A 15,298-nucleotide genomic window follows, 5' to 3' on the forward strand; every position below is an offset into this window, starting at 1 on the left:
GGATTTGAGCAGAACCGAACGATAATAAAGAACTACTTCCTTATTCATAGGTTAGTAGTTCTTACAAACTCAATAGTTGAGTTTGTTCATTTGAATTGTTTTCCAAATTTTGTCGAATCGTGAGCGTATGCCCAACTTGCATTGTTTGCAGAAATTGGAATACCAATTTCTCTATGTTGGGTCCCTTCTGCCGATAATCCTGCTTTTGGGACGCCGTTAATCGGTTTCCCAGAAGCACAAAAACTTAATGTCTCAACCTCTTCTTATTACAATCTTTATTCCATTAAAAAGTCTTTAAATGTTTGTGGTTTATCACTAACTAAGTTTTCAAAATCATTAGATTGTTGATCCAGTAATCCCCTTGCACCCGCTTCATACATGGATGCTAGAAGTGCTCCAAATCCTTTTGGTTCATCATACATATTTGCAAACGTCTCTAATGAGACAGGTTCATATTTAATTTCTGTCTTCGATACATCTGATAAAATATCTCCAAGCTCATACATATCATAACTATATCCTGATAATAAGTAACGCTCTCCCCATGTATCAGTATTTTCTAAGATGGCAATGATACCTCTTGCAATATCATGTCTAGTTATATAATTAATTCGACCTTCACCTACTGGATATATCAACTTATGCATATCCATTAATTTTGGAAGATACGGCTTCAATGGGTCCATATACATTGCCATTCTGACATATGTATAATCAAGACCACTTGAAGCAAGAAGACGTTCAGCATATCCAAAGTAAGGACTCATATGGAAAGGATTATTATGTTGATCAGCATAATATCCAATATAAATAATATGACTAACACCGCTTTGCTTTGCTGCACTAATTAGATTCTCTACTTCTGGAATTCTTTTAATAGATGGATGTATGATACTTGGTATAAAAATGACCGTATCAATCTCTTGAAATGCTGTAACCATACTTTTTTCATCAAAATAATCCAATTGCCTTACAGAAACATTATCTCTCCATTGTTCTGGAACTTTCTCTAAATTTCTTACCCCTATATAAAATCTGCCAATACCATGTTCGATGGCTTGACTAGTAATGTGATGACCTAAATTTCCTGTAGCACCTGTTAACATTATATTCATATCAGTCAGCTCCTTTGCTTAACCCTAATACTTCTAACCACATAAATAAACTAATTGATACAAAAAACACTTAGTGAATTCAACATCTTCAACTCACTAAGTGCTAAAATTTAATATTATGCTTCCATTAATTTACCCACATTACGCATGATTCTCGCTTTTTTATAACCATGAATATCATGTAATTCTTTATAAGCGCTAAATAGTTTCTTATAACGTTTCACTTTTTCAGGATCTGGCGTTACTTCATATAAAACAGGTTCTTTCATAGATTCAATTGCTTTATTTAACGTTTGATGTGCGCCTCCACAAACTGAACCAAGGATTGCTGCCCCAATGGCAGGTGCATATTCACTATCTATTATGGTTACTTTTTTATTTAGTACATTTGCATAAATGTCCATCATTAGTGGATTTTTCTTAGGAATACCACCACAAGCAAAGACATCTTCAACATCCATATTCCAACTTTGGTATTGTTGCATAATCATTTTAGTACCAAATGCTGTAGCTTCTAAGTATGCACGGTAAAGTTCTTCATGTGTCGTTTGTAACGACATACCAAATACACAACCTTTTAAGTTACTATCACTTAACACGCTTCGGTTACCGTTATGCCAATCTAATACAATTAGACCACTTTCTCCAGGCTTTTGGTCTTTTACTTTCTCATTTAATAATTCAAAAATTGAAATATCTCTTTCATTCGCTTCATCGACGTATGCTTTCGGTGATTGATTTGCAATATATTCAAAAAGATCACCTACTGCTGATTGTCCCGCTTCATAAGCATATAATTCTGGAATGATTGCACCCTTAACAGAACCTGAAATACCAGGTACTTGATGTTGTTGTTCATTTAACATAAGGTGACATGTACTTGTACCAATTACCATTGTCATTTGCTTATCTTGTTGTGAACCAATTCCTAATAAACTAGAATGTGCATCTATGATAAACGGACTTACTTTTGTTTTAGTAGAAAGACCTAATTTCTCTGCCATCTCTTCAGAAATTTGGCCAACTGTTTCGCCTATTTTTACAATTGGTGCATCCACTTTTTCACGTACAACATCTGATAATTGATCATCTACTTTATCAAACAAATCATAGTGGAACCCTTCATTTTCTTCCCAAAATGATTTAAAGCCTAAACCACAATTAGAGCGAACATTTTGTCCTGTTAGTTTATTAACAATCCAATCTCCAGCTTCCATGATATTAGCTGTTTTTTCTAAAACTTCTGGTGCCTTGTTCATTACTTCCATAATTTTAGGAATCATCCATTCACTACTAACATTAAATCCATAGTAGCCTAGCCATCTACTCTTATTATCTAATGCCGTTTGGAAAAGTTGATCCGCTTCAGCTTGAGCACCATGATGCTTCCATAATTTTACATATGCATGAGGATTATTTTCAAATCCTGGTAAATTATGAATAGGTTCTAAATTTTCATCTGTAAACATAACTGTAGAAGAAGTAAAATCAATACCAATACCTACAATTTCTTCTGGTTTTACTCCCGAAGATTCAATTAAATATGGCACACCCTCTTCTAAAACTTCCATATAATCATTTCCATTTTGAAGTGAGAAGCTATGTGGTAACTTAACTCCATTTAAATTCTTTTCTATTGTGCCATGTGTATATGGCTTTATATATTTATCTATTATTTTTCCATTTGTTGTATCAACTAAAAAAGCTCTTCCTGAGCCTGTTCCGTAATCTACTCCAATGCTATAACTCATAGTTATACCCCCATACTTTATCTACATCTCTTTAAGTAAGCGTTTTCCTAAATAATACGCATAAATGAACAATAAATCAATCATAAAAGTTCAAAAAGAGCTAAAATGAACATTTTTATATAGAAAATCATTGACACATGCAACTGTAAGCGTTTACTATTGTTTACATAAATAAAAGTGAACAAGTATTAAAGGGAGATGAACAAAAATGAGCATTGAGTCAAAAGCTTATCGCCTAATTCAACCAGGCGAATTTGAATATACAACAATTAATCATGAGTTTAGAGATGGTGATGTTATTGTTAATCCTTCAAAAGCAAGTGTTTGTCACGCTGACCTAAGATATTACACAGGTAATAGACGTAAAGAAGCATTAGACAAAAAATTACCTATGGCTTTATTCCATGAAGGTATCGGTACTATTGAAGATTCTAAACATCCTGATTATCAAAAAGGCGATAAAGTAGTTATCGTTCCGAATATCCCTTCTCGCTTAAGAGCTGGTGAATTCGAAGAAACAGATTTATTAGATAATTATGATGAAAATGCCGTATTTATGGGTAGCGGCTATGATGGTATTTGCCAAGATAGAATGGTTGTACCTGGAGATAACATCGTAAAAATTCCAGACACATTAGATGAAGACGTCGCTTTATTAGCTGAATTATGTTCAGTGTCATTATTCCCAATCAATCAACTTAAAGAGATCACTACTAAATCTTCTCCACAAGTTGCAGTATTCGGCGATGGTCCAGTTGGTTATTTAGCAGCAACTGCACTTCATTATATATATGGTATTGAAAAAGAAAATTTAATTGTTTTCGGTGCTATCGAAGAAAAACTTCAATCATTCGAAAACTTTGCTACAACACATCTTGTATTTGATTATGACTTCAACAGTCATAAAGGTGTTCATACTGTATTTGAATGTTGTGGTGGTAAATTCTCTGAATCTGCAATTAACCAAGCGATTGATTTAATCGATAGACAAGGTCAAATTGTTTTAATGGGTGTTACTGAAGACCTAGTTGGTATTAATACACGTGACGTATTAGAAAAAGGTTTAACACTTTCAGGTAGTTCAAGAAGTACGAAACACGAATTTGAACAACTCATTGCATCATTCGAAAACGAAGATTATCAACAAGCACTTAAAAAATTAATCCCTGATGATTACTATGATATCTATAGTACTGAGGATCTTAAAAAGGCGATGGATGATACTGCAGCACATAAAGGTTGGAAAAAAACATATTTAAGATATCACTGGTCATAAATCTTGATATCTAAGGGGAGATAACATAATGATGAACAAGACAACGTTTTTAGGTATGCCGAAACAAATCGTATGGGGTTACATTGGGATATTAATATTTATGATGGGAGACGGCCTAGAAATTGGTTGGCTAAGTCCCTATTTACAACATAACGGTTTTAGCTCAAATGAAGTTAGTTGGTTATTTGGGTGCTATGGTATTACAGTTGCAATTGCAAGTTGGTTCAGTGGTGTATTAGCTGAGGCATTAGGCGGTAAACGTACGATGTTTATCGGTTTAGTATTATACATTATTGGAACAATTTGTTTTGTTGGTATCGCATTACCTTCAGAGAATTTAGCAATCATGTATCCTGCATATGCATTAAGAGGTTTAGGTTATCCTTTATTCGCTTATTCATTCTTAGTTTGGATTTCATATCGTTCTGAACAACGTACGTTAGGTGCAGCTGTAGGATGGTTCTGGCTTGTATTTACTGGTGGATTAAATGTATTAGGTGCATTTTACTCTATCTTTGCTATTAAATACTTAGGTCATATTGGGACATTATGGAGTTCATTATTCTGGGTAGTTTTAGGTGGATTCTTAGCTATCGTCCTGAATAAAGATAAATTACCTACTGATAAAAGCAATGCAAAAGCAAAATTAGCTGAAATGTTAAAAGGATTCACAATCGTTGTTGAAGAACCAAAAGTATTATTAGGTGGTATTGTACGTGTTATTAATACTACTGCACAATTCGCTTTCCCAATCTTCTTACCGCTTTACTTAGAATCTTACGGCATCCCAACTTCTAAATGGTTAGCTGTTTGGTCAGCGATTTTCTTTGGAAATATCGTCTTTAACCTTATTTGGGGTATTGTCGGTGATAAAATTGGTTGGCGTAATACTGTTATGATTTTCGGTGGTATCGGTAGTGGTATCTCATGTCTATTAATGGGCTATGTGCCTATCTGGTCACACGGAAATATTATTTTACTTACAATTGTAGGTGTTGCTTGGGGTATCTTTATCGCAGCATATGTACCTTTAACTGCTTTAATTCCTTCATTAGTGAAGAAAGATAAAGGTGCTACCCTTTCAATTTTAAACTTAGGTGCTGGTTTACCAGTATTCGTAGGACCAATGATTGTAAGAATTTTCTTAGAACCGTTTGGTGACTTAGGTGTTATTTGGATTTTAGGCGTATTATACTTCATTAGTACAATATTAACTTACTTCATTAAAATGCCGAAAAGCCAACAATACGGCGAAACAGAATAAAACTTAATATTATAAAGGCTGTAGGCTAAGTATAAGATGGTCATTTCATTGTCATACTTTCAACTACAGCCTTTATTATGTATTTGATATACTATACTAAACATACATAAATCATGGATTATTTATATAATTTGAACAAAACTACTAGATGGAGACGGTGAATATGTTACCTGCCGAAAGAGAACAAAAAATTATATCCTATTTAACTAAATACAAAACTGCCTCAGTTCACACGTTAGCAAAGCAATTTAATGTACATGATGCCACAATTCGTCGTGATCTTGTTAAACTCGAGCAATATAACCAAATTAGACGTACACATGGTGGTGTGGTGTTAAATAATGAAAATGTATATAGTGAGCTAAATTTCGATGAAAGACAGACAGAATATTATTACGAAAAGCTAGGTATTGGATACAAAGCTGCTGAATTCGTTGAAGATGGAGATACACTTATTATCGACTCAGGTTCAACTACATTACTATTTGCTAAAGCTTTACTTCATAAGCAACATTTAACCATCATTACAAATGATATTCATATCGCTTCGATACTTCGTTCTTCTAACCATAAAGTCATCGTGACTGGCGGTACTCTATATCATAATAACTATGTACTAAATGGTTTAATTACGACACAAACACTACAATCATTTAACTCAATGAAAGCATTTTTAGCTACTCCTGCTATAGATGCGATCAAAGGTGTAACTCACTATAGTGAAGAATTTGTGGACGCTAAACGTCAAATGGTAAATCAATCAAAAGAAGTGTATATGCTTACAGACAGTTCTAAATTGAATAAAATTGCTTTTTACCAAGTATGTCCTATTCATAAAATTACTGCTTTAATCACAGATCATCACGAAGACTTAAACGAGTATAAGAAGACAATTCCAAATGTGATTGCTATCGATCCTAAAGATTATGAATAAATGAGTGTTTCTTCATATTGAAAGTACTATTAATCAATGTTATAAAGAAAGTAAGCACTTTCATTTTTATCTATTTTAAATGGTAAGTCTGCTGTTTGTCTGCGTGGATACTGCAGATAGTCTTACTTAGTCATATTTTTATTGAATGAGGATGATACTATGAATAATCAAAAGCCGTTGCAAACATACAAATCAAAGCAAACTACTGTAATAATTACTAGTATAATATTTATGTTATTTATCATTTCAGACATACGTACGATATTAAATAAAGATGAATGGCTACCATTGGCATTAGCCGGCGGATCTTTAATTATATTTATTGTCTTTTTAATGATTAATATAAAGTCATTTATCCATAATTATAAACGTAGACCTTATTAAATCGAAAATAATGATAAAGATCATGGGAGTGGGAGAGAAATAATAAAGAACCACTAATCATTTATGATGTAGTGGTTCTTACGCATTAGCCATAGCTAATGTGTACTTTAAAATAGAAATACATGAGTGAGACTCATGCATAATAAATACTAATTTCTAAAGAAAAAGTATTTCTTTATCGTTGTCCATCCCCAACTTGCATTGTCTGTAGAATTTCTTTTCGAAATGCTCTATGTTTGGGGCCCGTCCCACCGGGCAAGGTTGAGTAGAAATGAAATAGCTTGCTACATTAGACCGTCTTTGTAATTGATTACTTAGACGGTTTTATGCATGAACTTTAGTTCATGCATACCTCTTAAAGCTTAATTTGAACACATGAGTCAATACGCATGTGTAAGTCATTCTAATTGCTCTAAGAAAAAGAATGAATTTACAGTCAACGACTGCCTATATATGAATGTAACTTGAAATATATATTTATGTCCCAACCTGATTTCTTTTATTTCTGTGCTTTTTTATAAAAATAATTAGCTACGACAATATCTACAATTGCTAGTCCCACTGATTTAAATAGCGTGACTTCTTTCTCATCTGTTCTACCTTGTTTACGACCTGCCACAATATCCCCGAGCTCTGCGTGTAACATATCTTGTGTTAAAAAGCCTTCTTGTTCAGGAATTTTTAAATCTCCTGTTTCTTCCATTGCTGCTTCTGTTGATTCTACGACAATTTTATTCGCAACCATCATAGATTCTGTTGGTAACTCTTGCATGTCAGGTTTAAAAGAACCTACCGCATTTAAATGAACACCTGGGTCTAATGTTCTATCGAAAACCGGAGTTGATGAATTAGTAGCAGTGACAACAATATCTGTACCTTCAATAGCCTGATTTGCATCTTCAAATACTTCAACATTAACATCATATAAATCTTTTGTTTGTTTTGCTAATCTTTCTGCTTTCTCCGTCGTTCTACTAGCAAAATGAATCGTATGAATGTCTCTGACGGCTAAAACAGCCGCAATTAAACCTTCAGCTTGTTCTCCGGCACCAATTACACATAAAGTACTTGCATCTTCTCTAGATAAATATTTTGTTGCAACACCCGATATGGCACCCGTTCTAATTTTAGTTAAATATCCACCATCTAATACTGACAGCGTTTCCCCTGTTTCATAATCACTCAAAATAACTGAGCCACTAATGGTAGATTTACCTTTTTCCGGATTTTTAGGTGCAAAGGTCACTGTCTTTAATCCGACAATTTTTAACGCATCAGATAGTGCAGGCATAACTAAATATCTATTATCTGCATTAAAAGGAATAGAATACCGTAAAGGGGTTTCAGTTTTACCTTCAGAAAAGGCTTTGAGTGATTCTGCTACTTCATCTATAACTTCACGCATATTGAGTAATTGTTGTTGATCATTTTCAGTTAAATATAACATATTCATGTCCTCCATCTTATATTATTATCGTATCTTCATACATTTATACTCATCTTTACCCGATATTTTAATGAAAAATGTCGGCAATTTAAAGTTTATATTGTTCTGCACACATATTCATGCTATTCTTAAAAATATAAATAAAGAGATAGTTAGACAAACGTCTTTACCATCTCTGCGATTTTGTTTATTTAAACAAAACTATTTAATTTAACTTTTGACGACACACATTCTCCTAATTAGGGGAATGCTTTTTTATGCATATGATTAATTGATTGGAATATGGTACCGTTTAACAGGTGCGCCATTCTTTTTGATATAAGGTTCTATTTCATAGCCGCCATAATACACGATCACTTTTTGAGAGCTAAAATTCTTAGGATTACATGTCATTAATACATATTTAACTTGTTTTGTTTTCAATATATCTAAGGCATGACCTAACATTTCTTTTGCATAGCCTTTACCACGTTGTGATGGTGCTACACCATACCCTACATGACCACCTATCCGCGTTAACGATTCATTCAGTTGATAGCGAATATTAACCGCGCCTACAATCGCTTTATCTTTAAAGTAAAACATTGTAATTGTTTCCACCCAATCTTCTCTAGGCTTAGGCTTATTAATATGATCTATCATTTCTTTAAAGGATTTATATTTATTTAAATCTGTATTACCAGGAACAATTTTTTCTTCTTTTTCGTACCATTCATTAATATATTTTAGAAATTGTGTTTCATCATCATTTGTAAGTTGTCGAATTTCATCCATTTTTTCCACTCCAATAAATTTAAAAAGCACCCGCAGTATACGAGTGCTTTATTTGTTGAATAAATCTATTAAATAATGTTAAGTTCTTTACCAACTTTTTCATATGCTTCTATAGCTTTATCTAACATTTCTTTTGTATGTGCTGCAGTAGGCATATTTCTAACTCTACCCGTACCTTTTGGCACTGTAGGGAATACGATAGACTTAACATAAATACCTTCTTCTTTAAGGCGTTTACTGAATGCTTGAGTATCTTTTTCATCACCAATAATCACAGGCGTAATTGGTGTTTCAGACTCACCAGTGTTAAATCCTAACTTAGCTAGGCCATCTTTAAGATATTGCGCATTTTCCCATAATTGATCATGTAACTCAGTAGAAGCCATTAATTTTTTAACTGCTTCTGTAATTGCTTTAGTATCTCCAGGAGCTAATGAAGTTGAGAATAAGAATGGACGAGATTGAGCTTTTAACCAATCAATAAGTTCTTTAGTACCCGCTACATAACCCCCTACAACACCAATTGCTTTAGATAATGTACCAATTTGGAAATCGATTTTATCTTGTAAACCAAAGTGTTTAACTGTACCAGCACCTTTGCCCATTACACCAGAACCATGTGCATCATCAACATAAGTTAATAAACCAAATTCTTCTGCGATTTTAACAATTTCTGGTAGTTTGGCAACATCACCATCCATACTAAATACGCCATCAGTAATATACATTACTTTATTATATTGACCTGATTCTACTGCTTCTTTAGCTTTAGCTCTTAAATCATCCATATCTGAGTGGTTAACACGAATGATTTTAGCTTTCGATAAACGACAACCATCTATAATAGAAGCATGATTTAGTTCATCAGAAAGAATAGCATCGTTTTTATTCATTACTGCTGAAATCGCAGCCATATTACAATTGAAACCAGATTGATAAGCAATTGCTGCTTCTGTACCTTTAAATTTTGCTAATGTTTCTTCTAATTCATCATGTAAATCTAATGTCCCATTAATTGAACGAACAGCCCCTGCACCAACACCATGTGAATCGATAGCAGCTTTAGCAGCTTCTTTTAAATCTTCATTCGTTGCTAACCCCAAATAGTTATTTGATGACAAGTTAACGTAAGTTTTACCATCAATTTTAATTTCTGGACCATTTGCACCTTCTATTGAATCGATTTCATTGTACAATCCATTCTCTTTCAAGTAGTTAATATTTTCATTTAAAAAATCATGTAATGATTGAACCACAACCATATCCCCCTTGTATCTCTATTTACCTTTATAATACCTTAATTTCGCCTTTCATGAAAGCCTTATCACTTATTGTATTTTTAATACTAAATATTCATTTTGAACTATTTTGTCTTATTAGATAATGATATACTAATTATCATAATAATACGGAAGAAGTGATAGTTTTGTTTGATTGGTTTCAATTGGCTAGTAAAAAAGAAAAGAGAATGATTCAATTAAGACGTTATTTACATCAATATCCTGAACTTTCTTTTGAAGAAAAGCAAACACATGACTATATAGTTAACCAACTTAGCCAATTGTCATGTGACATTCAAACGCCAGTAGGTAGAAATGGTATTAAAGCTACTTTTAAAGGAAAAGGTGAAGGGCCAACCATCGCTTTTAGAGCAGACTTTGATGCTCTACCTGTTCAAGAATTAAACGATGTACCGTACAAATCTAAAAATGATGGGTGCATGCATGCGTGCGGTCACGACGGACATACAGCTATATTATTAGGCGTTGCAGAAATCGTAAATGAACATCGTCACCTTTTAAAAGGTAATGTTGTATTCATATTCCAATACGGTGAAGAAATTATGCCCGGTGGTTCACAAGAAATGATTAATGATGGATGTTTACAAGACGTCGATAAGATTTATGGCACACATCTATGGAGTGGTTATCCAACAGGGACTATTTATTCTCGGCCTGGACCAATCATGGCATCACCTGACGAATTTAGTATCACGATACAAGGGAGAGGTGGTCATGGTGCTAAACCTCAAGAAACCATTGATCCTATTGTCATCATGGCTGAATTTATTTTAAGTGCTCAGAAGATAGTATCTCGTACCATCGACCCAGTAAAACAAGCGGTATTAACGTTTGGTATGGTTCAAGCAGGCTCTTCAGATAGTGTGATACCTGATAGTGCGTTTTGCAAAGGAACAGTACGTACCTTTGACACTAATTTACAAAACCATATCAAAACTAAGATGGAAAAATTATTGCAAGGTTTAGCGGTAGCTAACGATATCACTTATGATTTTAATTACATTAAAGGTTATTTACCACTTCATAATCATCAACAAGCTTATGAAGTTGTTAAACAAGCAGCCAATGATATGCATTTACGCTTTAATGAATCTGATTTGATGATGATTGGAGAAGACTTCTCTCACTATTTAAAAGTCAGACCAGGCGCATTTTTCTTAACAGGATGTGGTAATCAAGATAAAAATATTACTGCACCTCATCATAATCCTTATTTCGATATCGATGAATCATCATTTAAATATGCTGCCAGTGAATTTTTAAAAATTTTAGAATTAGAAAATGTATTTTAAAAATATATACTTGTAATTATTCAACATTTATCACACAAGCCATCCACTTATTAACCTAAATAAAAGGTAATAAGTGGATTTTTCAATTGATAAACAAATCGTCGGTAAGATTATGTATTTATAGAAATAAAAAAAGACCCCGTTATGGGGTCTTTGATATATCGAATAATAAAATTATTCGTGGATTTCAGTTACAACGCCTGATCCTACAGTACGTCCACCTTCACGGATTGAGAAACGAGTACCGTCTTCAATCGCGATAGGAGCGATTAATTCTACTGTCATTTCAACGTTGTCACCAGGCATAACCATTTCAGTACCTTCTGGTAATTGAACAACGCCAGTTACGTCAGTAGTACGGAAATAGAATTGTGGGCGGTAGTTACTGAAGAATGGAGTGTGACGTCCACCTTCGTCTTTAGATAAAACGTAAACTTCCGCTTTGAATTTTGTATGTGGTGTAATTGAACCAGGAGCAGCTAATACTTGACCACGTTGTACGTCTTCACGAGCAACACCACGTAATAAAGCACCGATGTTGTCACCAGCTTCAGCGTAGTCTAATAACTTACGGAACATTTCTACACCAGTAACAGTTGTTTTAGAAGTGTCATGTAAACCAATGATTTCAACTTCTTCACCAACTTTGATTTGACCACGTTCAACACGGCCTGTAGCAACAGTACCACGACCAGTGATTGAGAATACGTCCTCAACTGGCATCATGAATGGTTTGTCAGAATCACGTTCTGGAGTTGGAATGTAGTCATCAACTGCTTGCATTAATTCTAAGATTTTTTCTTCGTATTTTTCGTCGCCTTCTAAAGCTTTTAATGCTGAACCAGCGATTACAGGTACGTCGTCACCTGGGAAGTCATATTCAGATAATAAGTCACGAACTTCCATTTCTACTAATTCTAATAATTCTTCGTCGTCTACCATATCAACTTTGTTTAAGAATACAACTAAAGCTGGTACACCAACGTTACGTGATAAAAGAATGTGTTCACGAGTTTGTGGCATTGGACCATCAGCTGCAGATACAACTAAGATACCGCCGTCCATTTGCGCAGCACCAGTGATCATGTTTTTAACATAGTCAGCGTGTCCTGGGCAGTCAACGTGAGCATAGTGACGTTTGTCAGTTTGATATTCGATGTGTGCAGTATTGATTGTAATACCACGTTCTTTTTCTTCTGGTGCGTTGTCAATCATGTCGTATGATTGTGCAACAGTGTCACCATTTTTAGCTAATACAGTTGCGATAGCAGCTGTTAAAGTTGTTTTACCATGGTCAACGTGACCGATAGTACCAATATTGGCATGTTCTTTTGAGCGATCAAATTTTTCTTTTGCCATTATTAAATCTCTCCTATTCTTAATAAAAGTTATTTTCAAATTTATCTCTCATGATAGTTTCTCACCATCATGAGAAGATGTTTGATTAAGTTGAGTCTAAAAGAAATACTACTTAATTCATATTTCCTTTATAATGCATTTACCCACAAAAATCAATTCATAAAAACGATTAGCCTATAACTAAGCTCAACCTGTATTTTAACCTAGCATAGCTAGTAAAGACAAGTTATATTATTCGCCTTTATTTTTCTTAATGATTTCTTCAGAAATTGATTTTGGAACTTCTGCATAGTGGTCAAAGTACATAGTGTAAGTACCGCGACCTTGAGTGTTTGAACGTAATGATGTAGCATAACCGAACATTTCTGAAAGTGGTACATAAGCATTTACAACTTGTGCATTACCACGAGGTTCCATACCGTCTACACGTCCACGACGAGCAGTTACGTCACCCATGATATCACCCATGTATTCTTCAGGCATTTCGATTGTTACTTTCATCATTGGTTCTAAGATAACTGGATCACATTTTTTAGCAGCTTCTTTAAGTGCTAATGATGCAGCAATTTTGAAGGCCATTTCAGATGAATCGACATCATGGTATGAACCATCAAATAATTTAGCTTTAACATCGATTAATGGATAACCAGCTAATACACCATTTTCCATTGCATCTTTAAGACCAGCTTCAACTGATGGAATGTATTCACGAGGAACTACACCACCGACGATAGCGTTTTCGAATTCGAAACCGCCACCTGTTTCGTTAGGTGTGAATTCAATGTGAACATCACCGTATTGACCACGACCACCAGATTGACGAGAGAATTTACCTTGAACTTGTGCTGATTGTTTAAATGTTTCACGATATGAAACCATTGGTGCACCAACATTACATTCAACGTTGAATTCTTTCTTCATACGGTCAACTAAGATGTCTAAGTGTAACTCACCCATACCACCGATGATAACTTGTCCAGTTTCTTCGTCAGTATGTGCATGGAAAGTTGGGTCTTCTTCTTGTAATTTAACTAAAGCTTGAGTCATTTTATCTTGGTCAGCTTTAGATTTTGGTTCAACTGATAAGTGGATAACTGGCTCTGGGAATTCCATTGATTCCAAGATAATGTCATTTTTCTCTCCACATAAAGTATCACCAGTACCTGTTTCTTTAAGACCTACCGCAGCAGCGATATCGCCTGAGTAAACAGTGTCAATCTCTTGACGTGAGTTAGCGTGCATTTGTAATAAACGACCTACACGTTCACGTTTGTCTTTAGATGAGTTCTTCACGTAAGAACCTGAGCTTAAAGTACCTGAGTAAACACGGAAGAAAGTTAATTTACCAACATAAGGGTCAGTCATAACTTTGAATGCTAATGCAGCGAATTCAGCTGAATCGTCTGGTTTAGCAATCACTTCTTCTTCAGGATCATTAGCACGGTGACCAACGATTGGTTTAACATCTAAAGGAGATGGTAGGTAATCAATTACAGCGTTAAGCATTAATTGAACACCTTTGTTTTTGAATGCAGTACCGCAAAGAACTGGGTAGAATTCTACGTCAGTTGTTGCTTGACGAATTGCATCTTTTAGTTCTGCTACTGAAATTTCTTCATCACCAAGATATTTTTCCATTAATTCATCATTAGTTTCAGCTACTGCTTCAATTAATGTTGAACGAGCTTCTTCAGCTCTTTCTTTGTGATCTTCAGGAATTTCAATTTCATCAATTTCTGTACCTAAGTCATTAGTGTATTTGAAGCATTTCATTTCAACTAAGTCAATGATAGCTTCGAATTCATCTTCAGCACCGATAGGTAATTGGATAGGTGCAGCATTAGCTTGTAAACGATCATGTAATGTGCTTACAGAGTAATCAAAGTTTGCACCTAATTTATCCATTTTGTTGATGAAAACGATACGAGGTACACCGTATGTTGTAGCCTGACGCCAAACTGTTTCAGTTTGTGGTTCAACACCTGATTGCGCATCAAGTACTGTAACCGCACCGTCAAGTACACGTAATGAACGTTCAACCTCAACTGTGAAGTCTACGTGTCCTGGTGTATCGATGATATTTACACGGTGGCCATCCCAAGCTGCAGTTGTTGCTGCTGAAGTGATAGTAATACCACGGTCTTGCTCTTGTTCCATCCAGTCCATTTGTGAAGCACCTTCGTGTGTTTCACCAATCTTGTGGATACGACCTGTGTAATAAAGAATACGTTCTGTCGTAGTAGTTTTACCAGCATCAATGTGAGCCATGATACCGATATTACGAGTATTTTTCAAAGAAAATTCTCTTGCCATGTATTTTTTCTCCTTCCAGTTATTACTGAATAAGTACTTTAGATATGGCGATGCCCTAAGCATGAGCCATTATTGGTAAACCAATGTT

The 15,298-nt window shown here is 34.6% G+C and carries 12 protein-coding genes; 5 read left to right on the forward strand and 7 right to left on the reverse strand.

Translation table 11 applies throughout. The features are described from left to right. Window positions 1-275: 275 nt before the first annotated feature. Together LPC11_RS11020 and LPC11_RS11025 are read right to left on the reverse strand one after the other, a co-directional pair. Window positions 276-1,115 (reverse strand): SDR family oxidoreductase, encoded by an 840-nt coding sequence (locus LPC11_RS11020; RefSeq protein ID WP_023374654.1) that lies wholly within the window; start codon window positions 1,113-1,115, stop codon window positions 276-278. Between the two features lie 116 nt (window positions 1,116-1,231). Beyond that, on the reverse strand, window positions 1,232-2,866 hold the full coding sequence (locus LPC11_RS11025) for a ribulokinase (RefSeq protein ID WP_107566294.1): 1,635 nt from the start codon (window positions 2,864-2,866) through the stop codon (window positions 1,232-1,234). Window positions 2,867-3,074: 208 nt separating this feature from the next. On the opposite strand from LPC11_RS11025, the gene LPC11_RS11030 reads away from it, so the two are divergent. The 4 genes from LPC11_RS11030 to LPC11_RS11045 all read left to right on the forward strand — a co-directional run bounded on the left by LPC11_RS11030 (window position 3,075) and on the right by LPC11_RS11045 (window position 6,724). Next, window positions 3,075-4,142: an alcohol dehydrogenase catalytic domain-containing protein gene (locus tag LPC11_RS11030; protein WP_015365351.1), complete on the forward strand. Its 1,068-nt coding sequence runs from the start codon at window positions 3,075-3,077 to the stop codon at window positions 4,140-4,142. A gap of 28 nt (window positions 4,143-4,170) precedes the next feature. Beyond that, complete coding sequence (locus tag LPC11_RS11035) at window positions 4,171-5,406, forward strand: MFS transporter (RefSeq protein ID WP_023374652.1); 1,236 nt, start codon at window positions 4,171-4,173, stop codon at window positions 5,404-5,406. 163 nt (window positions 5,407-5,569) lie between these two features. After that, on the forward strand, window positions 5,570-6,340 hold the full coding sequence (locus tag LPC11_RS11040) for a DeoR/GlpR family DNA-binding transcription regulator (RefSeq protein ID WP_023374651.1): 771 nt from the start codon (window positions 5,570-5,572) through the stop codon (window positions 6,338-6,340). A 159-nt stretch (window positions 6,341-6,499) separates the two neighbouring features. After that, entirely contained in the window at window positions 6,500-6,724 is a 225-nt protein-coding gene (locus LPC11_RS11045) for a hypothetical protein (RefSeq protein ID WP_023374650.1), read from the forward strand. A 499-nt stretch (window positions 6,725-7,223) separates the two neighbouring features. Here the strand turns inward: LPC11_RS11045 and LPC11_RS11050 are convergent, their stop codons facing one another. The 3 genes from LPC11_RS11050 to LPC11_RS11060 all read right to left on the reverse strand — a co-directional run bounded on the left by LPC11_RS11050 (window position 7,224) and on the right by LPC11_RS11060 (window position 10,201). Then, a complete protein-coding gene (locus tag LPC11_RS11050) occupies window positions 7,224-8,171 on the reverse strand; it encodes an ornithine cyclodeaminase family protein (RefSeq protein ID WP_023374649.1) in 948 nt (315 codons plus the stop codon). A 267-nt stretch (window positions 8,172-8,438) separates the two neighbouring features. Next, on the reverse strand, window positions 8,439-8,945 hold the full coding sequence (locus LPC11_RS11055) for a GNAT family N-acetyltransferase (RefSeq protein ID WP_023374648.1): 507 nt from the start codon (window positions 8,943-8,945) through the stop codon (window positions 8,439-8,441). A 68-nt stretch (window positions 8,946-9,013) separates the two neighbouring features. Beyond that, window positions 9,014-10,201 carry a glycine C-acetyltransferase gene (locus LPC11_RS11060; RefSeq protein WP_002451227.1) on the reverse strand — a complete coding sequence of 396 codons (1,188 nt, stop codon included), beginning with the start codon at window positions 10,199-10,201 and terminating at the stop codon, window positions 9,014-9,016. A gap of 170 nt (window positions 10,202-10,371) precedes the next feature. Between LPC11_RS11060 and LPC11_RS11065 the strand changes: the two genes are divergently transcribed. Beyond that, the gene (locus LPC11_RS11065; RefSeq protein ID WP_041613835.1) at window positions 10,372-11,538 is read left to right on the forward strand and encodes a M20 family metallopeptidase; all 1,167 of its coding nucleotides are present in this window, start codon (window positions 10,372-10,374) and stop codon (window positions 11,536-11,538) included. 174 nt (window positions 11,539-11,712) lie between these two features. Here the strand turns inward: LPC11_RS11065 and tuf are convergent, their stop codons facing one another. Together tuf and fusA are read right to left on the reverse strand one after the other, a co-directional pair. Further along, complete coding sequence (gene tuf / locus LPC11_RS11070; protein WP_002451225.1) at window positions 11,713-12,897, reverse strand: elongation factor Tu; 1,185 nt, start codon at window positions 12,895-12,897, stop codon at window positions 11,713-11,715. A 231-nt stretch (window positions 12,898-13,128) separates the two neighbouring features. Continuing rightward, window positions 13,129-15,210 (reverse strand): elongation factor G, encoded by a 2,082-nt coding sequence (gene fusA / locus LPC11_RS11075; protein WP_023374645.1) that lies wholly within the window; start codon window positions 15,208-15,210, stop codon window positions 13,129-13,131. Between the last annotated feature and the right edge of the window lie 88 nt (window positions 15,211-15,298).

Source organism: Staphylococcus sp. HL28, from assembly GCF_021117155.1.
Lineage (GTDB): Bacteria > Bacillota > Bacilli > Staphylococcales > Staphylococcaceae > Staphylococcus > Staphylococcus warneri.